26 protein-coding genes are annotated in these 25,440 nt (G+C 68.9%); 14 read left to right on the top strand and 12 right to left on the bottom strand.

Features of this window, described 5'->3' with window-relative positions:
- Positions 1-3: 3 nt before the first annotated feature.
- The 7 genes from yidC to sppA form a co-directional block, all read right to left on the bottom strand.
- Positions 4-1,140 (bottom strand): membrane protein insertase YidC, encoded by a 1,137-nt coding sequence (gene yidC, locus VB777_RS03255; RefSeq protein ID WP_197153797.1) that lies wholly within the window; start codon positions 1,138-1,140, stop codon positions 4-6.
- An 80-nt stretch (positions 1,141-1,220) separates the two neighbouring features.
- Entirely contained in the window at positions 1,221-1,739 is a 519-nt protein-coding gene (locus tag VB777_RS03260) for a PH domain-containing protein (RefSeq protein ID WP_323247084.1), read from the bottom strand.
- Positions 1,736-2,119 carry a ribonuclease P protein component gene (gene rnpA, locus VB777_RS03265; protein ID WP_197153799.1) on the bottom strand — a complete coding sequence of 128 codons (384 nt, stop codon included), beginning with the start codon at positions 2,117-2,119 and terminating at the stop codon, positions 1,736-1,738. The genes VB777_RS03260 and rnpA overlap by 4 nt, the downstream gene beginning before the upstream one ends.
- A gap of 34 nt (positions 2,120-2,153) precedes the next feature.
- Positions 2,154-2,291 carry a 50S ribosomal protein L34 gene (gene rpmH / locus VB777_RS03270; RefSeq protein ID WP_006170261.1) on the bottom strand — a complete coding sequence of 46 codons (138 nt, stop codon included), beginning with the start codon at positions 2,289-2,291 and terminating at the stop codon, positions 2,154-2,156.
- A gap of 74 nt (positions 2,292-2,365) precedes the next feature.
- Positions 2,366-2,827, bottom strand: coding sequence for a DUF2808 domain-containing protein (locus tag VB777_RS03275; protein ID WP_197153800.1), 462 nt, complete (start codon positions 2,825-2,827; stop codon positions 2,366-2,368).
- A 365-nt stretch (positions 2,828-3,192) separates the two neighbouring features.
- Positions 3,193-3,576 (bottom strand): chorismate mutase, encoded by a 384-nt coding sequence (gene aroH / locus VB777_RS03280; RefSeq protein ID WP_197153801.1) that lies wholly within the window; start codon positions 3,574-3,576, stop codon positions 3,193-3,195.
- Positions 3,573-4,385, bottom strand: coding sequence for a signal peptide peptidase SppA (sppA, locus tag VB777_RS03285; RefSeq protein WP_323247087.1), 813 nt, complete (start codon positions 4,383-4,385; stop codon positions 3,573-3,575). Before sppA ends, aroH begins: the two co-directional genes overlap by 4 nt.
- A 52-nt stretch (positions 4,386-4,437) precedes the next feature.
- Between sppA and VB777_RS03290 the strand changes: the two genes are divergently transcribed.
- From VB777_RS03290 to VB777_RS03300, 3 genes are all read left to right on the top strand, one after another.
- Positions 4,438-5,427, top strand: coding sequence for a DMT family transporter (locus VB777_RS03290; protein ID WP_197153803.1), 990 nt, complete (start codon positions 4,438-4,440; stop codon positions 5,425-5,427).
- Positions 5,427-6,515: a glycosyltransferase gene (locus VB777_RS03295; RefSeq protein WP_197169625.1), complete on the top strand. Its 1,089-nt coding sequence runs from the start codon at positions 5,427-5,429 to the stop codon at positions 6,513-6,515. The genes VB777_RS03290 and VB777_RS03295 overlap by 1 nt, the downstream gene beginning before the upstream one ends.
- Positions 6,516-6,625: 110 nt before the next feature.
- A complete protein-coding gene (locus VB777_RS03300; protein WP_197169626.1) occupies positions 6,626-8,473 on the top strand; it encodes an ArnT family glycosyltransferase in 1,848 nt (615 codons plus the stop codon).
- Here VB777_RS03300 and VB777_RS03305 read toward each other — a convergent pair.
- The gene (locus VB777_RS03305) at positions 8,467-9,213 is read right to left on the bottom strand and encodes a DUF721 domain-containing protein (protein ID WP_197153806.1); all 747 of its coding nucleotides are present in this window, start codon (positions 9,211-9,213) and stop codon (positions 8,467-8,469) included. The two genes, VB777_RS03300 and VB777_RS03305, sit on opposite strands and share 7 nt — an antisense overlap.
- A gap of 82 nt (positions 9,214-9,295) precedes the next feature.
- Between VB777_RS03305 and VB777_RS03310 the strand changes: the two genes are divergently transcribed.
- The 5 genes from VB777_RS03310 (at position 9,296) to VB777_RS03330 (ending at position 13,822) form a co-directional block, all read left to right on the top strand.
- The gene (locus VB777_RS03310) at positions 9,296-10,072 is read left to right on the top strand and encodes a PspA/IM30 family protein (protein WP_197153807.1); all 777 of its coding nucleotides are present in this window, start codon (positions 9,296-9,298) and stop codon (positions 10,070-10,072) included.
- A 121-nt stretch (positions 10,073-10,193) separates the two neighbouring features.
- A complete protein-coding gene (locus tag VB777_RS03315) occupies positions 10,194-10,514 on the top strand; it encodes a thioredoxin family protein (protein ID WP_231597728.1) in 321 nt (106 codons plus the stop codon).
- The gene (locus VB777_RS03320) at positions 10,501-11,712 is read left to right on the top strand and encodes an aminotransferase class I/II-fold pyridoxal phosphate-dependent enzyme (RefSeq protein WP_197153809.1); all 1,212 of its coding nucleotides are present in this window, start codon (positions 10,501-10,503) and stop codon (positions 11,710-11,712) included. Before VB777_RS03315 ends, VB777_RS03320 begins: the two co-directional genes overlap by 14 nt.
- The gene (locus VB777_RS03325) at positions 11,709-12,542 is read left to right on the top strand and encodes a biotin--[acetyl-CoA-carboxylase] ligase (protein WP_231597730.1); all 834 of its coding nucleotides are present in this window, start codon (positions 11,709-11,711) and stop codon (positions 12,540-12,542) included. Before VB777_RS03320 ends, VB777_RS03325 begins: the two co-directional genes overlap by 4 nt.
- Positions 12,543-12,607: 65 nt before the next feature.
- Positions 12,608-13,822 carry a M23 family metallopeptidase gene (locus tag VB777_RS03330; protein ID WP_231597737.1) on the top strand — a complete coding sequence of 405 codons (1,215 nt, stop codon included), beginning with the start codon at positions 12,608-12,610 and terminating at the stop codon, positions 13,820-13,822.
- Between the two features lie 38 nt (positions 13,823-13,860).
- On the opposite strand, the gene VB777_RS03335 is transcribed toward VB777_RS03330, so the two are convergent.
- Together VB777_RS03335 and VB777_RS03340 are read right to left on the bottom strand one after the other, a co-directional pair.
- On the bottom strand, positions 13,861-14,505 hold the full coding sequence (locus VB777_RS03335) for an ABC transporter ATP-binding protein (protein WP_231605124.1): 645 nt from the start codon (positions 14,503-14,505) through the stop codon (positions 13,861-13,863).
- A gap of 50 nt (positions 14,506-14,555) precedes the next feature.
- Positions 14,556-16,115: an NAD(P)H-quinone oxidoreductase subunit N gene (locus tag VB777_RS03340; RefSeq protein ID WP_197153810.1), complete on the bottom strand. Its 1,560-nt coding sequence runs from the start codon at positions 16,113-16,115 to the stop codon at positions 14,556-14,558.
- Between the two features lie 162 nt (positions 16,116-16,277).
- Between VB777_RS03340 and topA the strand changes: the two genes are divergently transcribed.
- The 5 genes from topA (at position 16,278) to VB777_RS03365 (ending at position 22,589) form a co-directional block, all read left to right on the top strand.
- On the top strand, positions 16,278-19,061 hold the full coding sequence (gene topA / locus VB777_RS03345; protein WP_323247090.1) for a type I DNA topoisomerase: 2,784 nt from the start codon (positions 16,278-16,280) through the stop codon (positions 19,059-19,061).
- Positions 19,058-19,642, top strand: a complete 585-nt coding sequence (locus VB777_RS03350) for a hypothetical protein (protein ID WP_197172564.1) — start codon at positions 19,058-19,060, stop codon at positions 19,640-19,642. The genes topA and VB777_RS03350 overlap by 4 nt, the downstream gene beginning before the upstream one ends.
- Positions 19,643-19,724: 82 nt before the next feature.
- On the top strand, positions 19,725-20,330 hold the full coding sequence (locus VB777_RS03355; protein WP_197172212.1) for a DUF2232 domain-containing protein: 606 nt from the start codon (positions 19,725-19,727) through the stop codon (positions 20,328-20,330).
- A complete protein-coding gene (cobT, locus tag VB777_RS03360; RefSeq protein ID WP_323247092.1) occupies positions 20,327-21,502 on the top strand; it encodes a nicotinate mononucleotide-dependent phosphoribosyltransferase CobT in 1,176 nt (391 codons plus the stop codon). Before VB777_RS03355 ends, cobT begins: the two co-directional genes overlap by 4 nt.
- 82 nt (positions 21,503-21,584) lie before the next feature.
- Positions 21,585-22,589 carry a twin-arginine translocation pathway signal gene (locus VB777_RS03365; RefSeq protein ID WP_323247094.1) on the top strand — a complete coding sequence of 335 codons (1,005 nt, stop codon included), beginning with the start codon at positions 21,585-21,587 and terminating at the stop codon, positions 22,587-22,589.
- 103 nt (positions 22,590-22,692) lie between these two features.
- On the opposite strand, the gene VB777_RS03370 is transcribed toward VB777_RS03365, so the two are convergent.
- Both VB777_RS03370 and VB777_RS03375 read right to left on the bottom strand, forming a co-directional pair.
- Positions 22,693-23,853, bottom strand: a complete 1,161-nt coding sequence (locus tag VB777_RS03370) for an aldo/keto reductase (protein WP_323247103.1) — start codon at positions 23,851-23,853, stop codon at positions 22,693-22,695.
- Between the two features lie 88 nt (positions 23,854-23,941).
- Positions 23,942-24,535: a bifunctional nuclease family protein gene (locus VB777_RS03375; protein WP_197159112.1), complete on the bottom strand. Its 594-nt coding sequence runs from the start codon at positions 24,533-24,535 to the stop codon at positions 23,942-23,944.
- Positions 24,536-24,599: 64 nt separating this feature from the next.
- Here VB777_RS03375 and VB777_RS03380 point away from each other — a divergent pair, with 64 nt between their 5' ends.
- Positions 24,600-25,268 (top strand): riboflavin synthase, encoded by a 669-nt coding sequence (locus VB777_RS03380; protein WP_323247105.1) that lies wholly within the window; start codon positions 24,600-24,602, stop codon positions 25,266-25,268.
- The last annotated feature ends 172 nt before the right edge of the window (positions 25,269-25,440 follow it).

The raw sequence follows: 25,440 nt of genomic DNA on the forward strand, positions 1-25,440 counted from the left end.
GCCTCACTTCTTGCCCTTGGGCTCGAAGGGAAGCCGGCCAGCACCTCCGGCCGTGGCCGTGGCAGTCACGGTCTGCTGGCTGAGCTGCTGATCAAGGATCGCCTGCAGGTTGTCAGGAAGGGCCTCACGGGTGAGCAGGTAGGTCTGCAGGGCCTGGAACACGTTCGCCACCACCATGTAGAGCAGCACCCCAGCCGGCAGCGGGAAGAACAGGAACATCGCCGTGATCATCACCGGAGTGATCTTGTTGGCCGTGGCCTGCTGTGGGTTGGGGGGCATCCCCATGCCCGAGAGGATCTGGGAGATGAACAGGGAAGCGCCGAAGGCCCCCACCAGAATGGCGATATCCCAGTTGACGCTGCCATCGGTGTAGAAGCCCACCTGGCCAAGCGCCTTGATGAACAGGAAGCCGCTGCGGGCCGCCAGGCCCGGGATCTTGGCCTCGACCACCGCATCGCCTTCGCTGAGGGCCTTGATGGTGCCGTCCGGACCCACCTGCACAACCCCCTCACCCTTGGTCACGCTCCAGCTGGGGGAGAAGGCCTCACCGTTCTCCACGCCTGAAAGCACCGAGGCGAAGCTCTCACCGGTCTTGGTATGGAGCTGAACCATTGCGGTGTCGCCCACCCCGAGGCGATTGCCACCCTCGAGGCTGGCGATCACCGGCACATGGCTGGTGGAGGTGACGAAGATCGAATGGCTGGCACTGTTGAACGGCTTGGGTTCCACCGCCGCGATCTGGTCGGCCGGAAGAACTTTGAGGTTGATCGTGTAGGGAACGTCTGCAAACGGTGAGCCCCGCAGGGTGGCGAACAGAGCGAACAGGATCGGCATCTGCACCAGCAGGGGCAGACAACCCGCCAGGGGGCTGCCGAACTCCTTCATCAGCTTGCCCAGCTCCTCCTGCTGCTTCTGGGGGTTGCTGGCGTGGCGGCTCTTGATCTCGGCCTGCCGCTTCTGCATCACCGGCTGGGCGATGCGCATGCGCCGGGCATTGCGGATCGAGCCTGCACTGAGGGGGAAGAGGGCCAGGCGGATGACCACCGTGAGGGCAATGATGGCCAGGCCATAGCTGGGCACCAATCCGTAGAAGAAATCGAGGATCGGGAGGAGCAGGTTGTCGGAGATGTAGCCGATCACGGCGGGGGTGGCTGGGGGGTGACGGGACAGAGGGCTCAGTGTGCCCGAAAGCTGGACCGGATGGCCGGGGTGGGACGTGACTAGGCGCTCAGGGCATCACCGCCGCCGAAGCCCTGGCTGGTGGCCGGTTTCCTGCTGCCGCCTCCCTTGGCCTGGCGCCGCTCCTCGATGTAGGCCTCCACCTCGCGGTAGCGCGGCACCGAGCGCATTTCGAGCTTGGAGCCATCGGTGAGCACCAGCACCATGTCGCCCCAGAAGCCGAGGCCACGGGCAACGCAGCGAACCTCACGGATCTGGCTGTAGACCACCTGGGTGCGATCGCGCCCCAGCCAGCCTCCGCTCACGGAGATCCTGCGGCTGGTGATGCGGTAACGCAGCCAGAGGGCGCGCACAACGGCTCCAACGGCGAACGGCAGGCCGATCAGGGTGAGGCCGAACAGGAGGTTCACGACCAGGTCGCCCCGGGCGGGCCCGCCTTCATAAAAAACGGATTCCTCGATCGTGGTGCCAGGCGTGGCGGGCTTGGCCGCTGCAGCGGCTGGTGCAGAGGCCACCTGAGCGGAGGCCGGGGAGGCGGAAATCTTGTCGTCTGCCGTCATGCGGTGAGGCCTGCCTTCAGCAACAGCTCACGGCATTCTCCCAGCAGGAGCTCCCCCGGCCGCTCAGCACTGCCCGGCTTGACGCTGAGCAGTAACCAGAGGCTGCGCTGCGACGCTGGGGCGAGAGCTTCCAGCAGTTGGCGATGCAGCAGACGCCGGATCCGATTGCGCCGCACGGCCCGTTTGCTCACCTTGCTGCTCACGACAACACCACAGCGCCAGGCAGATGGAGGTGCCAGGCGCTGGGGAGGAGGCAGCAGTTCCGGCCTGGCTTCGATCAGGCGGAGCAGCAAAAAAGGGCCATGAAATTTTCGGCCCTTCTGGTACAGGAGATCGAAGGCGCGGTGCCCTTTGAGACGATGCTGGTAGGGCAGGGCCATCAGAGCGGTTGATCCAGCCGGCGAAGGCCGGGGTTCAGACCGCCAGGCGGGCGCGGCCGCGACGGCGGCGGGTGCGGATCACACGGCGGCCGGTGTGGCTGCGCATCCGTACCCGGAAGCCTGAGACCCGCTTGCGCTTACGGCTGGTGCCTTCGAGAGTGCGCTTGGTCATGGCAGCCGATCAGCTCCTCTGGATCACGTCGATCCGCCAACTTATCAAACGGCCCCAAGGCTCCGACTCCAGCCTCAGTTGGTGGGGTCGATCTGGATCAGCCAGCTGCCGAGGTAGCCAGAGATCGGCACGTCCCCAGGCGCCTGGGCGAGAGCGTTGAACTGGTACATGCCGATATTGTAGGGATTGAAGATGTTCATGTATACCCCGATCGTGCCCTGATCAGAGACTGGGGTATCCGGGAAGATCTCAATCGCCTTGCCGTTCTCAGAGATTTCAATCGTGGCAGGAATCTCCTTCTCGCAGCGGGTTCGCGACAGCATGCCACCCTCTTTCATCTCGCAGAGTTTGACGCGCTTGGGATCGATCTTGACGTCGAAGTGATCGGGAACTGAGATGCTCAGCTTCAGGATTGCTGTTTTGCGGTCTTTGGGCCGCAACAGCAGGTAATACTCCGAGCGTTTGAGACGGCTTGTTTCGGTGATGAAGTAATAGAGCTTGCGATAATCGCGGTTGTTCTCCCAGCGGAACTCCATCAGGCTTGGGGTTCCCTGGGCCAGGGCAGGAGGCTGCGGGGTGAGAACGGTGGTCAGAAGTCCACCCAGGGCCAGGCCTCCCAGTGCCAGGTGGGCCAAGGCAGGTCGATCCCTGAGGGGTCGGCCAATGGCGGAGGCTGTCTGTGAAGTTGACAGGGGTAGGGGTAGGGAGCTGCGGTGTGAACGACGCAACGAAAGGGGGTTGAGGGCGCGGCCGGCGGAAGCCGCCAGGGCCAGGAGGCTCCGAGGACGTGACATGACAGAGATTGGGGTGTGGGGGAGTCGCCTGATTCTCGGCAGAGCCGATCGGCACGCGGCGCCTGCGGTGGTCGGCGATGGAGGTGGAAGGTGTGACCAGATGCAACTCACATGGCCCCGACCGCCCGGTCGGGCCGCAATCTGACCGCCTCGCGCAGATAGGGATGAACCGGTGCCAGGGTGCCGTCCATCCAGGCGTGGGCCAGCAGGCGGATGCAGCGCGGCAGATCGCCACGTACGGCCATCTGCTGACAATCCAGCAGGGCCACATGCTCCCAGCCCTCACGCCGGCGTGCGTAGGCGGCGGGGAAGCAGGCGTCGAGGTCCGCCGTCACCGAAAAGGTGATCGAGAGCACCCTTGGCCCCTCAAGGCGGTTGTGCTCCACAAGGGCATCGATCAGTTCGATCACGGCCGCACCAATGGCCTCGGCGGTGTTGGCTGTGGCGGTGGTGGCGCCGCGCAGGGCCCGCAGTTGCACGGCTGCCGTCATGGGCGATACAGCCACAGGGGTTGGCTGCTCCAGGCCAACTCGAGGCTCACGAGCTCACCGAGCCGCTGCAGCAGGGCACGGCCCGGGATCAGGCTGGCCAGGCCCTTGGGCGCTTTGCCGAAGGTGATCGGCCGGGTCTTCTGCGGATCCAGATCCGCCAGCTCGGCAGCCTTGATCCGGGCCACCTCTTCATCTCCCAGAGCATCCACCAGGCCGAGGGCCAGGGCCTGGGCGCCGGTGAAGACCCGGCCGTCGGCGAAGCTGCGCACCGCCTCCTCGCTGAGGCCACGCCCTTCGGCCACGGCGGCCACGAACTGGCCGTAGCTGGAGTCGATCAACTCCTGCAGCAGCTGGCGTTCGGGCTCCGTGAGGGCCCGATCCGGCGACAGGATGTCCTTGAACAAGCCGCTTTTGACGGTCTCGAACTGGATCCCGATCCGCTCCAGCAGGCGGGAGAGGTTGTTGCCTCGCAGGATCACACCGATCGAACCGGTGATCGTGCCGGGGTTGGCCACGATCGCCTCGGCAGCGACGCCCACGTAGACCCCGCCGGAGGCGGAGATGTTGCCGAAGCTGGCCACCACCCGACACCCCTTGTCGCGCAGGCGCCGGATCGCGGCATGGATCTCCTGGCTGTCGCCCACGGTGCCACCGGGGCTGTCGATGCGAAGCAGCAGGGCCGGGCATTCGCGCTCCTCCACCTGTCGCAGGGCCTTCAGCACCCGCTGGCGGGTGGGTCCGGCGATCGGCCCCTCGATGGCGATGCGTGCCATGGTGCGACGTGCTTTGCGGCGCCAGGGCCAGACCATCTGAGCGGTGTGTAGTGCGGGGATCTTAAAAAGGAGACCTCTGGCGTGCCCGATGCCCAACCCAGGTTCCGCGCTCGACAGCCCCGGCTGGGCTCCACGGCGTGGAGTGCTGATGGTGCTGCCCTTCGCGCTGTGGGGCACGGCCATGGCGGCGATGAAGCCCCTGCTCGCGGGCGCCTCCCCCCTCACCCTTGCCTGTCTGCGCCTGCTGCCGGCGGGGCTGGTGCTGCTGTTTGCCGCCCTGCTCCTGGGCCGCTCCCTGCGGGTCGATCCGGTCGATCGCCCCTGGCTGCTGTTGTTTGCCCTGGTGGATGGTGCCCTGTTTCAGGGGCTGCTGGCCCAGGGATTGGGGGGTACGGGCGCTGGCCTGGGGTCGGTGCTGATCGATTCGCAGCCCTTGCTGGTGGCATTGCTGGCCCGCACGCTGTTCGCCGAGGCGATCAATCCGGTGGGGTGGCTCGGGTTGTTGCTTGGGCTGGTGGGCATCCTCTGTCTCGGCCTGCCGGCGGCCGTGCTGCGCCACTGGTGGCTGGAGGGCCCAGCCGCTCTCGGCGTGAGGCCCTGGAGCCACGGCGAGCTCTGGATGCTGGGGGCCGCAGCGGCGATGGCCGTGGGCACGGTGCTCTGCCGCTATGCCACCCGCCGCAGTGATCCGGTGGCGGTGACGGGCTGGCACATGCTGCTGGGAGGTCTGCCGCTGCTGGTGGCCGTGCTGCTCGATCCGGCCAGCGGCCCGGACTGGGACACGCTGCAGTGGGGACTGATGGCGTACGCCAGCCTGTTCGGCAGTGCCCTGGCCTATGGATTGTTTTTCTGGTTCGCCAGCAGCGGTGATCTGACCGGCTTCACGGCGCTCACCTTTCTGACCCCGGTATTCGCCTTGCTCTGCGGCGTGCTCTTCCTCCAGGAATCGTTGCAGCCCCTGCAATGGCTCGGGACAGCATTGGCCCTGATCTCTGTGGTTCTGATCCATCGGCGCCAGGTCCTCTGGCACGGCGACGCGCTCCCGGCAGCCGTCGCGGCTCCTTCGGAGGCGAGCTGATGCGGGTCCTGGTGGTGAGCACACCGGTGGGCTGGCTGGGGAGCGGCCTGGGCGGGGGTGTGGAGCTCACGGCCGCCTCCCTGGTGGCAGGGTTACTGCAGCGCGGCCATGCCGTCACCGTGCTGGCGGGAGCCCAATCGGAGCTGCCCGCCGGCTGCGAGGCGGCTCAGCTCTGGTGCGAGGGCGGTGTCAGCCAGCCGAGCTGGCAGCACTGCCGCCGCGAGGCCGCCGTGCAGATCCCGGCCCAGGCGCTGCTGGGCCACCTCTGGCGTCGTGCCCTGACCGAGCAGGGCGACTTCGATGTGCTGATCAACCTCGCCTACGACTGGCTTCCTCTCTGGCTGACCCCTCACACCAGCACTCCCCTCGCCCACCTGGTGAGCATGGGGTCCGTGAGCACGGCCATGGATGCCGTGATCGCTGAGATCGCCCGCAGTCATCCGCAGCATCTGGCCTTTCATACCGCCAGCCAGGCGGCGGATTTTGACCTTCCAGGAGCGCCGCGGCTGGTGGGCAACGGCTTCGATCTGGACCGCTATCACTTCCGGCCCAACGCCGATGCGGTGCTGGGCTGGGCCGGCCGGATCGCACCGGAGAAGGGGCTGGAGGATGCGGCCGCCGTCGCGGCCACGCTGCAGCGGCCGCTCTGGATCTGGGGCGTGCGCGAAGACGAGGCCTATGCGCGCCGGGTCGAGGCCTCCGTACCCGGCGGAACCCTGCACTGGCGTGGATTCCTGCCCACCGAGCGCCTGCAGGAGGAGATGGGGCGCTGCGCCGTGCTCCTGAACACACCCAAGTGGAACGAGGCCTACGGCAACGTGGTGGTGGAGGCGATGGCCTGCGGTGTGCCGGTGGCCACCTACGCCCGCGGCGGACCGGGGGAACTGGTGCAGGAGGGGGTGAATGGCTGCCTGGCTCGACCAGATGATGGCGAGGCTCTGACAAAGGCGGTGGAACGGGCCTGGCAGATCCCCCGGCACCAGCCACGGGCCTGGGCGGAGAGCCATTGCTCCCGCTCGGCGTTCGCCGGCCGGATCGAGGCCTGGCTCGACGCCGTACTGGCCAAGCCCCCCTGCGAAGGGACCTAGGTTCGGCCGATCCGCCCCTGGCCCGTTTGGCAGACAGCTTCGGCGAGGACCCATCGGCGCAATTGCTTTCGGCGCGGCCCATCTCAGCGCGAACCAGCGCAGCGCGGCGGATGCCCCTGCAGCTCTGGCTGCCGCTGCTGGCCTGTGGCCTGGTGCTGTTCCTCTGGAGACTGGGGAGCAGCGGACTGGTGGATGAAACCCCGCCCCTGTTCGCCGCCTCCGCACGGGCCATGGCCGAAACCGGCGACTGGCTGATCCCGCGGGTGAACGGACTACCCCGCTACGACAAGCCTCCTCTGGTGTACTGGCTGATGGGGCTGGGCTACCTGCTGCCGGGGCAGGAGCTGTGGAATCCACTCGGCACCTGGGCGGCGCGCCTGCCCTCGGCTCTCAGCTCCATCGCCGTGATGCTGCTGCTGGCCGACACGCTCTGGCGCTGGCCTCAGGCCCCTTGGCCGTCCAGTGTCGACAAGCCGGAGCCCGCGAGCTCCGCGCCCCCTGTGCCCTCCGCCCTCACCGCAGCGTTCACGGCGGCGCTGGCCTTCGCGCTCTCCCCACTGGTGCTGCTCTGGGGCCGCATCGCCGTGAGCGACGCCCTGCTCTGCGGTCTGATGAGCGCCACCCTGCTGCTGAGTTGGCGCACCTACGTGGCACCGCGGGGGGCCTGGTGGCTGACCTGGCTGATGCTCGGCCTGGCGGTCCTCAGCAAGGGCCCGGTGGCGGTGGTGCTGCTGGGCCTGGCCCTGCTGGGTTTCGGCTGGCTGCAAGGCGATCTGGCCGGGCTCTGGCGGCGGCTGCGTCCCCTGCGGGGTCTGACCCTCACGGCCCTGGTGGCGTTGCCCTGGTACGGAGCCGCCTTGCTGGTGGAAGGCGAGGCGTTCTGGAACAGCTTTTTCGGTTACCACAACCTCCAGCGCTTCAGCGTGGTGGTCAACAATCACCTGCAGCCCTGGTGGTTCTTTCTGCCGGTGCTGGTGGTGGCCAGCCTGCCGGTCACCCCGCTGCTGTTGCTCGGTCTGGTGCGGGGAGTTGGCCCCCTGCCCTGGAGACGCCGGGCCCAGCCCCTGCCGCCCGAGCAGTCGCTGACCCGCTTTGCCGCCTGCTGGCTGCTGGCGGTGCTGGTGTTCTTCACGGCGGCCGCCACCAAGCTGCCGAGTTACTGGCTGCCGGCCACCCCCGCCGCCGCCCTGCTGATAGCCCAGGCGGCCCAGGCGGGCTGGGGGGGGCGGGCCCAGCGCCTGGCCTGGTCTGCCACTCTGGCCCTGACGCTGCTGCTGGCAGCCGTGTTCCTGGCCGGCCCCCTCTGGGTACCGGCGATCAACGATCCGGAGCTGCCCACCCTGCCTGCGGAGATCCTGGCCAGCCGCCGGCTGTTGATCGCCGCCGCCTGCTTCGCCCTCGCCGCTGGCCTGGCCTGGTTCCTGCGCCGCCGCCGGCCTCCCATGGCGCTGCTGGCCTTGCAACTGGCGATCCTGCCCTTCGTCCCTCTGGCGATCACGCCGCTTTGGGAGCTGGGCGACCGCCTGCGGGGGCAACCGGTACGGCGCATGGCGGAGCTGGTGCGCGCCCTGCCGCCGCCATCGGGTCAGGGCCTGCCCGAACCCCTGGCGATGGTGGGGATTCTCAAACCGTCGCTGCACTACTACGCCCGCCAGGTGGTGCTGTACGAGGGGCAATCCCAGGCGGCGCTGCTCAACCTCAACGAGCGGCTGCGCCTCGAGCACCGCGCCGGCCAGGAGCCCTCCAGGCCGCGGCAGGCACCCACGGTGCTGGTCGTGATCGATCAGGGCACGGCTCGCTTGCCCCACTGGCAGGGGCTGGAACCGCAGGAGCTGGGCAGTGACGGGCTGTACCGACTCTGGCGCCTGCAGCGGAGCCAGCTGCAGCGGCGCTCCGCTGAGCTGTATGCCGCGGGAGAGCGCCCCAACTGGCAGGATCCTCGGCCGGAACGCTACTGACCGAGTCCAGACGCGGCAGCTGCAGCCCGTGTTCGCGCCAGATCAGCGGCGGCGGCGGCCTCTGCCAGGGCCTGACGGCGGCAGAAGCTGCAGTGTCCCCAACGCCCCATCTCCCCCAGGGGGGCTGGGCTGCTGCAACGGGGACAGACGCCGAGGCCATGAACATCGACGCGGCTGGGGTGCTGCGCCCAGGTCTCGGCTTCGATCGTGGTGCCCGCCGGTGGCAACGGCTGGGCATGGTGTTGCTGCACCCGCAGATCGCGCACCGTGAAGCCGGCGCCGCGCAGGGCACCGAGCAGTTGATGGCGGTTGTATTGCAGGGCCTGCAGCCACGGCCCCGGTGCCGCCCCGATCGTGAGCAGTCCCCCGTGGAAGCTGAGCGGCTGGCAGTGGGGGGCCAGCTGGGCACCCGCCAGGCGCGGCCACACCTGCCAGAGGGCAGCGAGCTGGCCCTCCTGGCGCCAGTGCTGCTGCAGAGCCTCCAGGCAGGTGGCGAGGGCTTCTGCCGGTGGGCGCGGCGGCGGCAGAAGCACCGAAACCGAGCCGATGCGGCGGCTGGCGGCGGCAGGGTTGCGCGCACGCCGCCGGCTGCTCGCCGGCCGCTGTTGGCGCCCTGCCGCACTGAGCTTGCGGGACAGACTCTCGCCGATCGTGGGGCCGTCCGGGCTTGGCCGGGAGTCGGGCTGGTTGGGCTCTGGCGGCTCGCCTGCGGCGGCGGGCTTCCCGGTCTGAGGGGCCATGGATCGAGCCTAGGTGTGGGCAACCGATCCAGAGTTCCCCGGCGATGCCCGCTACCCTCGGGCCTTGCCCCGTACGTGATCCATGGGCTTCTTTGATCGGATTAGCCGCCTGCTGCGGGCCAACCTCAATGACCTGGTCAGCAAGGCGGAGGATCCCGCCAAGATCCTGGATCAGTCGGTCGCCGACATGCAGGACGACCTGGTGAAGCTGCGCCAGGCCGTGGCCACCGCCATCGCCTCTCAGAAGCGCATCCAGAACCAGGCCGAGCAGTCCGAAGCCCAGTCCAAGATCTGGTACGAGCGCGCCGAGCTGGCCCTCAAGAAGGGGGAGGAGGATCTGGCCCGGGAGGCCCTGTCCCGTCGCAAGACCTACCAGGACACGGCCACGGCACTGAACACCCAGCTGCAGTCGCAGGCGGGGCAGGTGGAGACCCTCAAGAAGAGCCTGGTGGCGCTCGAGGGCAAGATCGCCGAAGCCAAGACCAAGAAAGACATGCTCAAGGCCCGCTCCCAGGCCGCCAAGGCCCAGGAGCAGCTGCAGAGCGCCGTGGGCAACCTCGGCACCAACTCCGCCATGGCCGCCTTCGAGCGGATGGAGGAGAAGGTGCTGGAGCAGGAGTCGCGCAGCCAGGCGGCGGCCGAGCTGGCCGGTGCCGATCTCGAGAGCCAGTTCGCGGCCCTGCAGGGTGGCAATGACGTGGACGACGAGCTGGCGGCGCTGCGCAACCGACTCGAAGGCGGCGCCTCAGCGGCTGGCCTGCCGCCGGCCGAGGGCCCCATGCCGCAGCTTGAGCCGGTCAAGGTGGCGGAAGTCGATGCCGACCTGGAAGAACTCAAGCGCTCGATCGACAAGCTCTGATCCAGGCACAGACTCTGATTCGGCAGGATCCATGGGCCCTGATCCGCAGGATCCATGGGCTCTGATCCGCCGGATCCACAGGCCCCGTCCATACAATTCACCCAGCGTTCCTTCTGCCGCCGTGCCCGTTGCCGAGGTCACCGATGCCACTTTTGCAGCGGAGGTACTCGGTGCTGAGGGGGCCGTTCTGGTCGATGTATGGGCCCCCTGGTGCGGGCCCTGTCGCCTGATGGCGCCGCTGATGGACTGGGCCGCCTCCGAATACGACGGCCGTCTGCTGGTGGGCAAGCTGGAGGCCGATCCCAATCCCGCCACCCGCGATGCCCAGAAGATTCAGGGACTGCCCACCTTGATCCTGTTCCGCGACGGCGTCGAAGTGGCGCGCCACGAAGGCGCCATGGCCAGGCCGCAGCTCAAGGCTTTCCTGGATGCCCATCTCTGAGCGTCTGTCGCAGCTGGGCAGCGGTGTCTTCGCCCGCAACGACAGCCGCAAGGCTGACTATGTCGCCCGTCTGAATCGGGAGGCCTCCACAGCAGGCGCATCGCTGCCTCCCCTGCTCGACCTCTCGCTCGGCTCCACTGACCTGCCACCCCCGCCGGCGGCGATCAGCGCGATCGCTGCAGCCCTGCAGCGGTCCGACAGTGCCGCCTATTGCCTGCATGCCGCCACCCTGCCGTTCCGGGAGGCCGCCGCCGCCTGGGCGGAGCGCCGCTTCGGCGTGGCCGTGGATCCGGAGCGTGAAGTGCTCCTGTTGGTCGGTTCCCAGGAAGGCACCGCCCACCTGCCTCTGGCGGTGCTGAATCCAGGGGACCAGGCCCTGCTGCTGGATCCCTATTACCCCTCCCACCGGGGCGGCCTGCACCTGGCCTCGGCCAGACCGGTGTTCCTGCCCCTCGACCCGGCGCGGAACTGGCGGCCGGATCCCGAGCAGCTCTCCTCCAGCCAGTGGCAGGCCCTGAAGTTGATGGTGCTGGGCTTTCCCCACAACCCCACCGCCACCACCGGCGCCCAGGACTGGCTGGATCCCTTCGTGGACCGCGCCCTGCGCCACGACATCGTGCTGGCCCACGACAACCCCTACGTGGATCTGGCGCTTGAGGGGGAGGCGCCGGCCTTGCTCCGCCATCCCGGCTGGCGCCGTTGCGGCATCGAGTTCTTCTCCCTCTCCAAGAGCTGGTGCCTGGGGGGATATCGCCTGGCCTTTGCGATCGGAGCCGAGTGGCTGATCACGGCCCTGCGTCAGCTCAAGGGAGTGGTGGACTTCAACCAGTCCCTGGCGTTGCAGGCCGGGGCAATCGCCGCCCTGGAACAGGAGCCCCACTGGCCCGAGCGCCTGCGAACCGTGTACCGGGAGCGGCGTGATCGCATGGCGACAGCTCTGGAGGCAGCGGGCTGGCCGGTGCGGCGCCCCTCGATGGCCCTTTACCTCTGGCTGGCCCTGCCACCGGCGGCAAGGCCCCGTGGTTGGGATTCCGAGACCTTCGGCGCCGCCCTGCTGGAGGCCACCGGCGTGGCCCTCACCCCCGGCAACGGCTTCGGGGCGGCCGGTGAGGGGTGGCTGCGCCTGGCCCTGGTGCATCCCAGCGAGGAACTGGAGGCCGGTGCTGCTCGCATCGGGGCCTGGTTGCGGCAGTTGTGAGCCTTCGGGCCCGACGCTCGCCCCTCAGTGCCGCCGCCGTGCTGCGGGCCCGCCGGCGGCTGCAGCGCAGCCAGCCTGACCCCTCCGCCTTCCCCGACTGGTGGCTGCGCCATCGAACGATCTGCGCCAGCACCGAGCGGGAACTGGAGGCCTGGCTGACGGCGGTGCCACCCGATTGCGCCAGGTCGGCGGCATTCGCGCCGCGGGCGGTGCTGGCCTCCCGTCAGCGGTTCGGCCAGGGGCAACGGGGACGCCCATGGCAATCTCCAGCCGGGGGAGTGTGGCTCAGTGCCGCCCTGCCCTGGGCACTGCCGCCACCCCGCGGCGCGGCGGTTGGCCTGGCGGTCGCGGTGGGTCTGGCCCTGGAACTCGAGGCCCTGGGCCTGACGGTGCAGCTGAAATGGCCCAACGATCTTCTGGTGGAGGGGCAAAAGATCGCTGGCCTCCTGCCTCGCCTGCGGCTGCGGGGCGAGCAGGTGCGCTGGGCCCAGGTCGGGGTGGGCCTGAATGGCATCAACCCGGTGCCGCCGGGGGCTATTTCTGTGGCGACGGCCCTGGCGGCGACCCAGCCGAGCTGGCGCGGCAGCGCCGCCGCCCGGGCTACCGCTCCTACCGGCCTGGCGGCCCATCTGCTGCGGGGCCTTGAGTGGGCGGCGACCCACGCCCTTGCGCCAGGACGGGTGCTGCGGGAAGCCCGCCAGCGACTGCTGCTTCCAGTGGCGCCGGTGCTACACGGTGGTGTGGCCTGGAAGGCGGTGGATCTGTCGACGAATGGCAGCCTGGTGCTGCAGCGTGGCGCGGAGCGCATCCTCCTGCAACGCCGGTTCTGAGTTCTGGGTGACTGACCGAGCTGCCTAAACTCAAGATCAGATTTTCCTTTGCCTTCCTTCTGACGGTGCTCTCCGCCAAGACCCTCATCGCCATGGTGGCGCTGCTGCCCCTGACGGCGGCCGGCCTGGCCTGGGGTGAAGCCATCTCCCCCGCTGAGGGCGGCAGTGCAGCCGATCTCTCAGCACCGGTGGCTCCGCCACCTCAGTTGATCGCTCCGCCATCCGCCGCGGCTCCTGAGCCGGCCACCCCTCCGGCCCGTGTCCTGCCGGCCCGGCCGATCACCCCGCAATCGCCCAATCCCCAGATACGGAATCCGAGGCCGATCACGGCCCTCGATCCCCAGCCGCTGCGCCCCGATCCCCAGGCCACCCCAGCCCGGGCACCCAGCCGCTTCGATGCTTCCCTCGACGCCTTGGTGCGCCAGGGAGTGGTGACCTCTGCCGAGCGGGACAGGGTCCGTTCAGCGGGCTCGATCTATCCCCAGGGGCTGCCGGCCCATCGGCAGGCCTGCAGCAGCGGCGCTCTCTCCGCCCAGGAATGCCGCACCGGCCTGGTGGTGCGGTGGCGCGGTCGTGGTCCCGAAACGCAGGTTGCCGGCCTGGAGCAGGGAGGCTTCGCGCGGATCGGCGGAGATGGCCAGCCGCTGCCGCCGCTCACAGTGCCGGTATCGGCGCTGCTGGCGGGCCCTGACGGCAGCTTCAGTCTGGCCCAGGTCTTCCGTGTCACCCCCCGGCCAGCCCCGATCGCCGGAAACGGCAACCGCCGTCTGCTGTTCCCTCTGATCGGGTCGGCGGTGACCAGCAGTGGCTTCGGCTGGCGACTGCACCCGCTTCTGGGCAACTGGCTGATGCATGCAGGGCGCGATCTTGCTGCACCGGAGGGAACACCAGTGGTGGCGGCTCTTTCCGGCCGGGTGGTGAGCAGTGGTCCTGCCGGCGGCTACGGCCTGGCGATCGAGGTGGAACACGACCGCCCCCGCCGCCGCTCGCTGTACGGGCACCTGTCCGAGCTCTACGTCAAAGCAGGCGATCAGGTACGGCAGGGTGAGGTGATCGGCCGGGTGGGCAGTACCGGCATGAGCACAGGCCCTCATCTGCATTTCGAGCTGCGCCTTCCCCAGGATGGCGGCTGGGTGGCCGTCGACCCTGGCGACCTTGATCCAGGCGGAGCTGCCGTGGGCAGCGATGCCATTGCCCTGCTGATGGGCCAGCTGCTGCAGACCCTGGAGAGGCCGTCGGCCCAAGCCGGACCGGGTAGTTCCGCCAGCAAGGCGAGCTGAACAAATCCGGCTCTGTGGGATTAGCCGCTGAGGGATGGTCAGTCGGCGATATGCCCGTCGCGAAAATGCACCACCCGTTCAGCACGGGCTGCCACATCGTCCTCGTGGGTCACCATCACGACGGTCATGCCGTTGCGATGCAGGTCATCGAAGATGTCGAGCACTTCAGCAGTGGTGTGGGAATCGAGCGCCCCGGTGGGTTCATCGGCCAGGAGCAGGGCCGGTTGGTTGATGATCGCCCGCGCAATCGCGACCCGCTGCTGCTGACCACCCGAGAGCTGGTTGGGCCTGTTGTTCATCCGTGTGGCCAGTCCCACCTGCTCCAGGGCATGGCGGGCACGCTCACTCCGCTCCGCCGTTGGAATTCCCGCGTACACCATTGGCAGTACGACGTTGTCGAGGGCGCTGAGGTTGGGCAGCAGGTGGAACTGCTGAAACACAAAGCCGAGCTCGCGGTTGCGTAGATCGGCCAGCTGGTCGTCGTCGAGCCGCTCCACCGGCGTGCCATTGAGGCGGTAACTGCCGCCGCTGGGGCGGTCGAGGCAGCCAATAATGTTCATGGCCGTGCTTTTCCCGGATCCGGAGGCTCCCATCACCGCCAGGTAATCGCCCCGGTTGACGGTGAGGCTGAGGTCGTCGAGGGCACGGACCTCCTGGTCACCGACCCCGTAGATCTTGCTCACATGATCGAGGCAGGCAACGGGGTCGCCGACGCCAGATTCCGATGCCACCGTCAACCGATCGCGCGCATGAGAATAGGGGTGCCCGCCACGGTGCTGTTGGCCCAGGTGAACAGCGGATTGGAGAGCACACCGCCCACGGCGGTAGCCAGAAGGCAGGTGATCAGGGCGGCACGGAGCGGTTGGAGACCGGCGAGATTCCAGCTGATCTCTGGATAAGCCTTCACCACATCGGAAGCTTCCTGGGGCTCCTTGACCACCATCATCTTGATCACGGAGATGTAGTAGTAAATCGACACCACGGAGGTGACCAGACCCACCACCACCAGGAGGTACTGGTGGTCGGCCCAGCCGGCGAAGAAGAGGTAGATCTTGCCGAAGAAGCCGAGCATCGGCGGGATGCCGCCCAGCGACAGCAGACAGAGGCTGAGGCCGAGAGTGATCAGAGGATCCTTCTGATACAGACCCGCGTAATCGGCAATTCGATCACTGCCCGTACGCAACGAGAAGAGGATGATGCAGGCGAAGGCGCCCAGGTTCATGAACAAATAGGCCGCCATATAGAGCACCATCGCCGCGAAGCCGTCTTCGGTGCCGCAGACCAGACCGATCATCACAAAACCGGCCTGTCCGATCGAGCTGTAGGCCAGCATCCGCTTCATGGAGGTCTGGGCCAGAGCCACCACATTGCCGAGCACCATGCTCAGCACGGCAAGCACAGTGAAGAGAAGCTTCCACTGGGCATCGAAGCTCTCGAAACAACCCACCAGTAACCGCAGAGCCAGGGCAAAACCCGCAGCCTTGGAGCCCACCGAGAGAAAGGCCACGACCGGAGTCGGGGATCCTTCGTACACGTCCGGTGTCCACTGGTGGAACGGCACGGCGGCGATCTTGAAGGCCACCGTGGCCAGAACGAACACGAGGGCCAGGGCTGTGACCGGAGAGGCACTCGTCTGCAGTGCGGCCGCCACATCGGTGAGGGTGGTGCCACCACCGGTCAGGCCGTAAAGAAGCGAGGCGCCGTAGAGAAACACGGCCGCCGCCGCTGAACCGACCAGGAGATATTTCAGCGCTGCTTCGGAACTGCGGGCGTCACGCTTCATGTAGCCCGACAGCAGATAACTGGAGACCGACAGGGTTTCCAGCGAGATGAAGATGCTGACCAGATCCGTGGCGCCACACAGGAACATCGCCCCGAGGGTTGCGGCCAGCAGGATGGCGGCGTACTCGCCCACCGGCGTGCCGCTCTGTTCCACGTAGCGCCAGCTCAGCAGCAGGGACAAGAGGGTGGAGGCTGCCACCACAGCGCGGAACGCGATCGCTAGGTTGTCGGCAAGGAAAGATCCGAGGAACGCAGGCTCCTGCGGACCATTCCATTGCAGGGCCAGCAGCACCAGCGACGTGCCGAGACCTGCGTAACAGAGAGGGGGGACCCAACGGCTCGCAGCTTTTTCGCCTGCCAGGTCCACCAGAAGACAGGCCAGCAGGGCAATCAACACAGCCGCTTCCGGCGCGATCGCCCCGGCATGGAGCTGCAGGCTCAGCCCAGGGGAGAACGCAGCCGTCGAGGCACTGTCCGCCACGGCGGGAGGAAGAACACCGGGCAGAAACATCGCGGCAGCTGACGAGGGAGGGATCCGGTGCTGCGGACTGTAGCCGCGCCGCCTGGTAGCCACGGCACCCTGTCCGAGGCTTCCTGACAGGGGGGCGAGAAAGCGACACACGGCAACCGGCTGGTCGATGCGATAAAGAGGGAACCGGTCCGTCGCGTCTCTGTGGCCCACACCCTGGTCATCGTCGAGAGCCCCACCAAGGCCCGCACGATCCGTGGCTTCCTGCCCAAGGACTTCCGGGTGGAGGCCTCGATGGGTCACGTGCGTGACCTGCCCAACAACGCCAGCGAGATCCCGGCGGCCCACAAGGGCGAGAAGTGGGCCAATCTGGGGGTCAACACGGCCAATGCCTTCGAACCGCTCTACGTGGTGCCGAAGGACAAGAAAAAGGTGGTGAAGGAGCTCAAGGAGGCCCTCAAGGGCGCCGATCAGTTGCTGCTGGCCACCGACGAAGACCGGGAAGGCGAGAGCATCAGCTGGCATCTGCTGCAGCTGCTCGGCCCCAAGGTGCCGGTCAAGAGGATGGTGTTCCACGAGATCACCAAGGAGGCGATCGGCCGGGCCCTCGACCAGACCCGCGAGCTCGACATGGAGCTGGTGCACGCCCAGGAAACGCGGCGCATCCTGGATCGGCTGGTCGGTTACACCCTCTCCCCCCTCCTGTGGAAGAAGGTGGCCTGGGGCCTGTCGGCCGGACGCGTTCAGTCGGTTGCGGTGCGCCTCCTGGTGCAACGCGAGCGAGCGCGGCGGGCCTTCCGCAGTGGCAGCTACTGGGACCTCAAGGCCGCTCTGGAACAGGCCGGCAGTGGCTTCGAGGCCAAACTCACCCATCTGCGCGGCGAAAGGATCGCCGGCGGCAGTGACTTCGACGAAACCACCGGTGCGATCAAGGCTGGCAGCACCGTGAAGCTGCTGGCCGAGGACGAAGCCCGCCAGCTCCAGGACGCCGTGCAGGCCGCCACCTGGAAGGTGAAGACGGTGGAGGAGAAACCCACGGTGCGCAGACCCGTGCCCCCCTTCACCACCAGCACCCTGCAGCAGGAAGCGAACCGCAAGCTGCGGTTGTCGGCCCGCGAGACCATGCGCGCCGCCCAGGGCCTCTACGAACGGGGCTTCATCACCTACATGCGCACCGACTCGGTGCACCTCAGTGATCAGGCCATCACCGCCGCCCGCAGCTGCGTCAGCGAGAAATATGGCAAGGACTACCTCAGCCCGGCACCGCGGCAGTTCAGCACCAAGGCCCGCAACGCCCAGGAGGCCCACGAGGCGATCCGGCCTGCCGGCGAACGATTCCGCACCCCCAGCGACACCGGCCTGGACGGCCGCGATCTGGCTCTCTACGAGCTGATCTGGAAACGCACGGTGGCCAGCCAGATGGCCGATGCCCGCCTGACGATGCTGAGCGTGGAACTGGAGGTGGCGGCCGGCGGCAGCCTCGGCACCGCCAACTTCCGCGCCGGTGGCAAGCGGATCGACTTCGCCGGATTCTTCCGGGCCTACGTGGAGGGATCCGACGATCCCGATGCCGCCCTGGAGGGCCAGGAAGTGCTGCTACCCGCCCTGGCGGTGGGGGACAGCCCGTCCTGCAAGGCCGTGGAGGCCCTCGGCCACCAGACCCAGCCCCCCGCCCGCTACAGCGAAGCGGCCCTGGTGAAGATGCTTGAGAAGGAGGGCATCGGTCGACCCTCCACCTACGCCTCGATCATCGGCACGATCGTGGACCGGGGCTATGCCACTCAGCAGGGCAACGCCCTGATTCCCAGTTTCACCGCCTTCGCCGTGACCGGACTCCTGGAGGAGCACTTTCCGGATCTGGTGGACACGAGTTTCACCGCCCGCATGGAGAACACCCTCGATGAGATCTCCCACGGCAAGGTGTCCTGGCTGCCGTATCTCGAGGCTTTCTACAAGGGCGAAACCGGCCTCGAAACCCAGGTGCAGCAGAGGGAGGGGGACATCGACCCCGGCGTCTCGCGCACGGTGGAGCTGGAGGGCCTGCCCTGCGTGGTGAGGATCGGCCGCTTCGGCGCCTACCTCGAAACCAAGCGCGTCAGCGAAGACGGCAGCGAAGAGCTGCTCAAGGCAACCCTGCCCCAGGAGATCACCCCCGGTGATCTCGATGCGGAAAAGGCCGAGCTGATCCTCAAGCAGAAGGCTGAGGGGCCCGAATCCCTCGGGGAGGATCCTGAAACCGGAGAAGCGGTCTATCTGCTGTTCGGCCAGTACGGCCCCTATGTGCAGAAGGGCCAGGTCAGCGACGAGAACCCCAAGCCCAAACGGGCCTCCCTGCCCAAGGGTGTCAAGCCTGAGGAGCTCAGCCTCGCCGATGCCCTGGGCCTGCTGCGGTTACCGCGGCTGCTGGGAGAGCATCCCGATGGCGGCAAGGTGCAGGCGGGTCTGGGACGCTTCGGTCCGTACGTGGTGCACGACAAGGGCAAGGGGGAAAAGGACTACCGCTCCCTCAAGGCCGAAGACGATGTGCTCACCGTGGGTCTGGAGCGGGCCCTGGAGCTGCTGGCCATGCCCAAGCGCGGCCGCGGTGGCCGCACGGCGCTCAAGGATCTGGGCACGCCCGAGGGCGCCGAGGAGGCCATCCAGGTGTTCGATGGGCCCTATGGCCTCTATGTGAAGCAGGGCAAGGTGAATGCCTCCCTGCCGGAAGGCATCACCGCCGAGACGATCACCCTGGAGCAGGCCGTGGAGCTGCTGGGGGCCAAGGCGGCCAGCGGCAAGGGCAAGGGCCGCAAGACCGCTTCCTCGAAAGCAACTGCGGCCAAGACCGGTGTCGGCAAGACAGGCACCGCTTCCAAAACCGGAACCCCCAAGAATGCAGCCAGCGGCACCTCCGCAGCCAAACCAGCGGCGAAAAAGCCCCCCGCCACCACCAAGACCGGTCGCCTGCGGGCCAGTGCCGTGCGAGTGATCAAGGCGGCCGGCAGTTGAGCACTCCCGCTCACGGCCCCCTCCGGCCTCTGCTGGCGGCAGGCCTGCTGGCGTTGCTGGCCGGCGGCTGCAGCGGCTCCCCCCTCGGGGCTCGCCTGGCAGGCAGCTTCCCCGGTGTCGGCAACACCGATCCAGCCGGGACAGGGACTCCCGCCGCCGCCTCCAGCACTGCCGGCACCACGCCGGAAACACCGGTGCTGACCACTCCTGTGCCGGCTGACCAGACAAAGGCAGGCCAGGGCAAAACGGCACCACCGACCCCAGGCCCAGCCAGGACTGACCCGTCCAAGACGACCTCTGCCCCAGCCGATCCATCGGCTGGAACCGCCGCTGCCGGCGGAGCCGGCAGCAAGCCAGCCGGCAAGGGACCCAGTGAAGTGCGACCTTCCACCCCAGCTCCCTACCGGGTCACGATCCAGCTGCCCCAGGCCGATCCCGCCGCGCCGGCCGAGGCCCTGACGCAGGCCCTGCGCGCCGCCGGTCTCTCGTTTGAGGTGGAGAGCATCGAGCGGGTGCCGGCAGCCGCCCCAGCCAGTGCCCCCGCCGCTCCGATCAGCACCCCGGCGCCCGCCCCCCGATGAGCCCCTCGTCCGCAGCAGCCCGTTGAGCCGTCTCCCCGTGCGCAGCAACCCGCCCCTCAGCCAGCGCCAGGCCCGCCAGCTGATGGAGACCGCCTACCTGGCCGCCGCCACGGCGCTGCTGTGGATGGCGCTGTATTACCTGCCGGTAGGCAGTCCCCTCTTCCGCCTCGCCCTGCCCCTGCCGCTGGCCCTGCTGCAGCTTCGCCATGGTTGGCGTTGCGCCAGCGAGGGCGTGGTGGTCACGGCGTTGCTGCTGGTGGCCCTGATGGGCCCGATCCGGGGCCCCCTGGTGCTGTTTCCCTATGGCCTGCTGGCCCTCTGGCTGGGCTGGGGCTGGCGGCGCCAGGCCAGCTGGTGGCTCACCTGGTCGGTGGGTGCGTTGATCGGCGCGGCCGGCTTCCTGGTGCGCGTGGTGGTGCTCTCGGTGCTGGTGGGGGAAAACCTCTGGGTCGTGATCACCACCGCCGCCGCCGGCCTGTTGGAGCGAATCGGCGGCCTCCTGGGCATGGGGGCGGGCTTCGAGCTGCTGCAGGTCCAGCTGGCCGCCCTCCTGCTGGTGCTGATCCAGAACGTGATCGTGGTTCTGGCCCTGCATGCGGTGGCCTACTGGATCTTTCCACGGCTGCAGTCGCCGATCGGCGAACCCCCTGAGGCCCTGCGGGCCCTGGTGGCCCTCGATCCGCTGTGATCCGTCGCCTGGCGGGCGAGCCCGGCGTTGCCCAGGGCTGGCTGGAGCGGTTCTCGGTGAACTGCCGGGCCACCGAGGTGCTGCTGCTGCTGGCCGCCACCGAGACGGCAGCAGTGCCGGGTATCTCCGCCGCCGGTGCCACTCCCGCCTCCCGGCGAAGCACAGCCGCGGCGGATGCAGAGCTGCTGCGGCTCGGCCCCGCCGCACACCGTCCCCATGCCCTGCCGCCGCTGCCGGCCGGCGTCAGTCCGGCCCTGATCGGCCATGTGGTGCTGCAGACGCTGGGCATGGACCCGCTGGTGGTCGACCTGGGCTGTCCGGTGAGGCCGGCGGTTCCGCATGTGCGTCTGCCAGGGGCCTGCGGCCCGGCGGCCTGCCTGAGCAGCGGCCGCGCCATGGACCGGGGGCGCGTGGAGCAGCTGCTGGAGCTGGGCCGGAGCTGGGGCCGACGGCTGGGGAGCCGGCCACTGGTGATCGCCGAATGCGTGCCTGGCGGCACCACCACGGCCCAGGCGGTGCTGACGGGGCTTGGGGTGGCCGCTGAAGGCCTGGTGAGCGGCAGCCTGCACCAGCCTGCCCATGCGCTCAAGACACATCTGGTCGCCCAGGGACTGTCCCGAGCCGGACTGGGGCAAGGGCCGAGCGATCCGGTGAGCGTTCTGGCTGCGGTGGGGGATCCAATGCAGCCGCTGGCGGCGGGCCTGCTGCTGGGGCAGCTGGAGGACGTGGGGCAGGTGGGGCAGGGCCTGGGCGAGGTATCCCCATCCCATCCAGCCCATCCTCCGGTGCTGCTGGCCGGAGGCAGCCAGATGGCGGCAGTGCTGGCCATCGCCCTGGCGCTCACACCGGCCGATCAGCGCAGCCGCCTGGTGGGCCGGGTGGCTCTGGGCACCACCGCCTGGGTGGCAGCGGAGGCAGACAGCGATCTGCAGGAGCTTCTGAACCGCATCGGGGCGCGGTGGCAGGTGCAACCCCTGGCCTTCGCCTCAGAGCTGCGGTTCCACAATTGCCACCAGCGCGCCCTGCAGGACTACGAGCACGGCTACGTCAAGGAAGGGGTGGGGGCCGGCGGCCTGGCCATGCTCTGGTCGCTGAGCGGCGGCCATCTGGAGGATCTGGCGGCCGCCTGCGACCAGGCCTGTGGCCTTCTTCTGGAGGAGGGGCGCCTCTAGGGTCGCCGGAATGGGCAACGCAGCAGAACCAACCCCGGCTGCACGGGCTTCCTCGTCGGCCTCCGGCTGGAGCCGGCGCCAGGTGCTTCAGGGAGCCGGCCGGGGGGCCCGCACCCTGGCAGCGGTCTCGCTTCTGGCACCGCTGCTGGCCTCCTGCCAGCGGGGTGATGGACCGCTGCTCCTGTCCGGCCGCGGCGAGCTGCCCGCCGCCTGGTTGAAACACCTGCAGGACCCCTGGCGCTCGCATCTTCTGGAGGATCCCGCCGCCGTGCTCGCCGCCCTTTCCAAGGCGGCCCTGGTGCAGCTGACCGATGGCTGGGCCACCAGCCTGCCCCCCTCCCGCTGGCAGCCCCTGGCGGCTCCAGCCCTGCTGGCCCGGCTCACACCGGAAGCGGCCCTCGTGAGTCGCCTGTTCCAGGCGGAAGGGGCACCGGCCCTGGCCTATCCCTGGGCCTTCACCCCCTGGGTGCTGGTGCTGCGCAGCCGGCCCGATCTGGCGGCCCGCAGCCGCGAGGGCTGGTCGCTGCTGTTCGATCCCACCCTGCGGGGCAAGCTGGTGCTCCCCTCCAGCCCGCGGCTGGTGATGCAACTGGCGGCAGGCGGGCCGGAGGCCATCGCCGTGGATCTGGATCGCCTGCGGGAGCTGCGTCGTCAGGCTCTCGCCCACGACGACCGCGACGGCCTCAACCTGCTGCTGGCGGGGGATGCCGAGGCGGCGGTGCTGCCCGCCCAGCGGCTGATTCCCCTGCTGCGCCGCGATCCACGGCTGCGGATCCTGCTGCCGGCCAGCGGCGCGCCCCTGGCCTGGAACCTGCTGCTGCGCCCTGCCGGCCATCCGGTGGCGCCGCCACTGGAATGGCTGGCGGCGATTCTCGAGCCGCCCCTGCTGCAGAGCCTGCTCATCGCCGGCTGGGTGCCTCCACTGCCCCGAGCGGCCCTGGAGCCCCTGCTGGCCAAGCTGCCGCGCCCGACCGCTGAGCTGCTGTTGCCTCGGCCGGAGCTGCTGCGCCGCTGCTGGTCCTTGCCGCCCCTGGATGTCCGCCAGAGGCTGATGCTCCAGAACCTCTGGGACGCGTCAGCCCCCTAAGTCGGGAGGCCTCGGACAGAGGAAGCCCCTGAAGCCCTTGAAAGCAACCCCGCGAAACCCTGCGAGGCAGCAGCCTGATGCAGCACCCGGACTCAGGGGATCTTCAACCCCAGAGGCGTCGCCGCGGTGCCGCCGCCAGGCGGCGATGCGTATCCGCCAGCAGATCGGGAATCGGCAGGCCGTGGGGGCAGCGCGGCAGGCAGGCGCCGCACTGGCGGCAGGCCTCGGCGTTGAGGGTTTCCCACCAGTGGCCGGCCCGGCCGATCAGGTTGTAGCGCTCGCTGGCATGGGCGACCATGCCGTGCCCCACCGCCAGGTTGCGCAGCCGCAGCAGTTCCGGGATCGGCACGGCGCTGGGGCAGGGCAGACAAGCCCGGCACTGGCCGCACCGCTCCTCGCCCAGCCGCTGGGCCGCTGAAGCCCGCAGCCGCTCCACAGCCAGATCCACCGCAGTGGGGCCTGAACCTGGACCTGAACCTGAACCTGGGCCTGGATCTGGCGCTGGTTCGGGCCCTGGCTCGACCTCATCTGGGCTGAGCTGGCCTCGCGGGCCTGCGGCGGCCGTCAGGCGGCGGGCCCAGGCCAGATCCCCGGGCTGGGAAGCCCCCAGGCTCAGGGTGGAGATCCCCTGCTCAAGCAGGACGCGATAGGCCAGTTCGAGCGGCTGGAACGGCGCGCAATCGGCCAGCAGTTCGGGCGGCGGGTCGTAGAGGCGGCCGCCCTTGTCGGCTGGGGAGATCGCCAGCACACCCAGCCCGGCCTCCAGGGCGGCGCGGGCCAGCGGCAACCGCTGCGGATCGAACAGGTGCAGATGCAGGCAGCAGAAGCCGAAACGGCCCGACTCCAGGGCCGCGGCGATCAGATCGTTGCTGCCGTGGCTGGAGAAGCCCACCTGGACCGCCAGCCCTTCCCCCTCGGCCCAGGCGAGCAGCTCGGCCCCAGGCCCTCGCAAGGCCCAGTCCAGGTGGTCGGCGGTGTTGAGGCCATGCACGGCCAGGTTGTCGAGCCGGGCGACCCCGAGCCGCTTCAGGCAGGCGCGCAGCTGGGCCTGGGCCGTCGACAGGTCGGGGCCGGGCAGCAGCTTGCTGGTGAGCACCAGGTGGGCGCGAGCCTGGCGGTCACGTCGTTCCAGGGCGGCCAGGGCCTGGCCCAGGAAGGTTTCCGCCGGCCCGTAGGCCGGGGCGGTTTCGATGTGATTGATGCCGGCCGCCACGGCCGCCAGCAGCACCGCCTCCATCTGGGCGGGGCTGTCCAGGGCCCGCATCGTGCCCAGGGTGAAGGGCGACACCGGCCGCGCCCGCCCGAAGGGCCGCAGGCTGCTTCCACCGGACTCCAGGGACCGGTCAGCGGTGTCAGCCGGCAGAGGGGGCACCGGATCCGCCGGGATCTGTGGTGTCGTCATCGTTCGACCCTCCACCCTCCCCAAGCTGTTGGCCATTGGGGAGGTCGGGCTGGGCGCGGCGGCGCTGCCGCACCAGTTCGGCCGGGCTGGTGGTTTCCAGGAAGCGGCGGAAGTCCTCCTGGTCTTCGGCGTCGGCTTCGGCATCGACCGGAATCGAGGCGTCGGCCACCACTTCCTCCAGCATCCAGATGCCGCTGCCGGTGCGCAGGGCCAGGGCGATGGCGTCGCTCGGACGGGCATCGAGCTCGCTGGCCTCGCCCTCGCTGTCCTGCAGCTTGAGCACGGCCCGGAAGGTGTTGTCTTCGATGGTGTGGATGATCACCCGCTCCAGGCTGAGGCCAGCCACCGCCATCAGGTTGGCCATCAGGTCGTGGCTGAGCGGACGGGGAGGACGCTGCTGGTTGAGGCCCGCCATGATGTTCTGGGCCTGGGCCTGATCGATCCAGATCGGCACCTGGCGGCGGCCGGAGGGATCGCGCAACAGCACGATCGGGCTCCGACTGGCCGCATCCAGGGCGATCCCGGCGATGCGCATCTCCACCATGCGGATGCTTCTCCTGGGAGGATCCTCTGCCTGGGTGATTATGGCCAGCAGAACCGGAGCGGCGATGTTCACCGGACTGGTCCAGGCCGTGGGTCGGCTGCAGCGCTGCCCCCAGGGAGTGCGGGTGAGCTGGCTGATGCAGGCCGGCGCGCCGCTGGGGTCGGTGGCCCTCGGCGACAGCATCGCCGTGGATGGGGTGTGCCTGACCGCGGCCGAACTGTTCGCCGATGGATTCCGCGCCGATGTCAGTGCGGAGACCCTGGCACGAACCGGCCTGGCCGCCAAGGCCGACCAACAGGCCCACGTCAACCTCGAACCGGCCCTGCGCCTGGCCGATCGCCTCGGCGGCCACCTGGTCAGCGGTCATGTCGATGGCGGTGGGCGGGTGCGGGGCATCAGCCGCGAACCCGCCTCCTGGCGCCTGGAACTGGCCTGGGACGACCCGGCCTACGGCCGCTATATCTGTGAGAAGGCCAGCGTGGCCGTTGATGGCATCAGCCTCACGGTGGCGGGCTGCGATCCCGGCGGTGACCGCTTCTGGATCGCCGTGATCCCTCACACCTGGGCATCCACCACCCTGGCGGAGCGGCGGCTCGGCGACCGGGTCAACCTGGAGGCGGATCTGCTGGCCAAGTACACCGAGCGGCTCCTGCTGGCGGGGGGCAGACCAGCCGCTGCAGCGTCGGCGCAGGATCTCAGCGCCAGCTGGTTGGCGGAGCATGGCTGGGGCTAGGAGCCGGGGACAGAGGCCCTGTCTAAGAGTTTGCTGAAAAACGAGCCCACGAGCCAGTTTTCCACAGGCATCAGTGGATTTCCGGCTCAAAAAGTCGGATCGGCGGCTATCAGAGCCGCAAACTGCCCGATTTCGGCATCGTTGGCCTCTCTGCAAGACATTGGTTGAGGCC

It is taken from the genome of Synechococcus sp. CCY9202 (assembly GCF_034931685.1).
Classification (GTDB): Bacteria; Cyanobacteriota; Cyanobacteriia; order PCC-6307; family Cyanobiaceae; genus CBW1002.

Coding starts and splice junctions, on each gene's coding strand:
- VB777_RS03310 (WP_197153807.1), top strand. CDS start 9,296: ATGGGCTTCTTTGATCGGATTAGCCGCCTGCTGCGGGCCAACCTCAAT.
- rnpA (WP_197153799.1), bottom strand. CDS start 2,119: ATGGCCCTGCCCTACCAGCATCGTCTCAAAGGGCACCGCGCCTTCGAT.
- VB777_RS03375 (WP_197159112.1), bottom strand. CDS start 24,535: ATGGTGGAGATGCGCATCGCCGGGATCGCCCTGGATGCGGCCAGTCGG.
- rpmH (WP_006170261.1), bottom strand. CDS start 2,291: ATGACCAAGCGCACTCTCGAAGGCACCAGCCGTAAGCGCAAGCGGGTC.
- VB777_RS03260 (WP_323247084.1), bottom strand. CDS start 1,739: ATGACGGCAGACGACAAGATTTCCGCCTCCCCGGCCTCCGCTCAGGTG.
- VB777_RS03290 (WP_197153803.1), top strand. CDS start 4,438: ATGCCCAACCCAGGTTCCGCGCTCGACAGCCCCGGCTGGGCTCCACGG.
- VB777_RS03355 (WP_197172212.1), top strand. CDS start 19,725: ATGGAGACCGCCTACCTGGCCGCCGCCACGGCGCTGCTGTGGATGGCG.
- VB777_RS03340 (WP_197153810.1), bottom strand. CDS start 16,115: ATGTTTCTGCCCGGTGTTCTTCCTCCCGCCGTGGCGGACAGTGCCTCG.
- VB777_RS03380 (WP_323247105.1), top strand. CDS start 24,600: ATGTTCACCGGACTGGTCCAGGCCGTGGGTCGGCTGCAGCGCTGCCCC.
- sppA (WP_323247087.1), bottom strand. CDS start 4,385: ATGGTCTGGCCCTGGCGCCGCAAAGCACGTCGCACCATGGCACGCATC.
- VB777_RS03295 (WP_197169625.1), top strand. CDS start 5,427: ATGCGGGTCCTGGTGGTGAGCACACCGGTGGGCTGGCTGGGGAGCGGC.
- VB777_RS03370 (WP_323247103.1), bottom strand. CDS start 23,853: ATGCGGGCCCTGGACAGCCCCGCCCAGATGGAGGCGGTGCTGCTGGCG.
- VB777_RS03275 (WP_197153800.1), bottom strand. CDS start 2,827: ATGGAGTTCCGCTGGGAGAACAACCGCGATTATCGCAAGCTCTATTAC.
- VB777_RS03300 (WP_197169626.1), top strand. CDS start 6,626: ATGCCCCTGCAGCTCTGGCTGCCGCTGCTGGCCTGTGGCCTGGTGCTG.
- VB777_RS03305 (WP_197153806.1), bottom strand. CDS start 9,213: ATGGCCCCTCAGACCGGGAAGCCCGCCGCCGCAGGCGAGCCGCCAGAG.
- VB777_RS03320 (WP_197153809.1), top strand. CDS start 10,501: ATGCCCATCTCTGAGCGTCTGTCGCAGCTGGGCAGCGGTGTCTTCGCC.
- aroH (WP_197153801.1), bottom strand. CDS start 3,576: ATGACGGCAGCCGTGCAACTGCGGGCCCTGCGCGGCGCCACCACCGCC.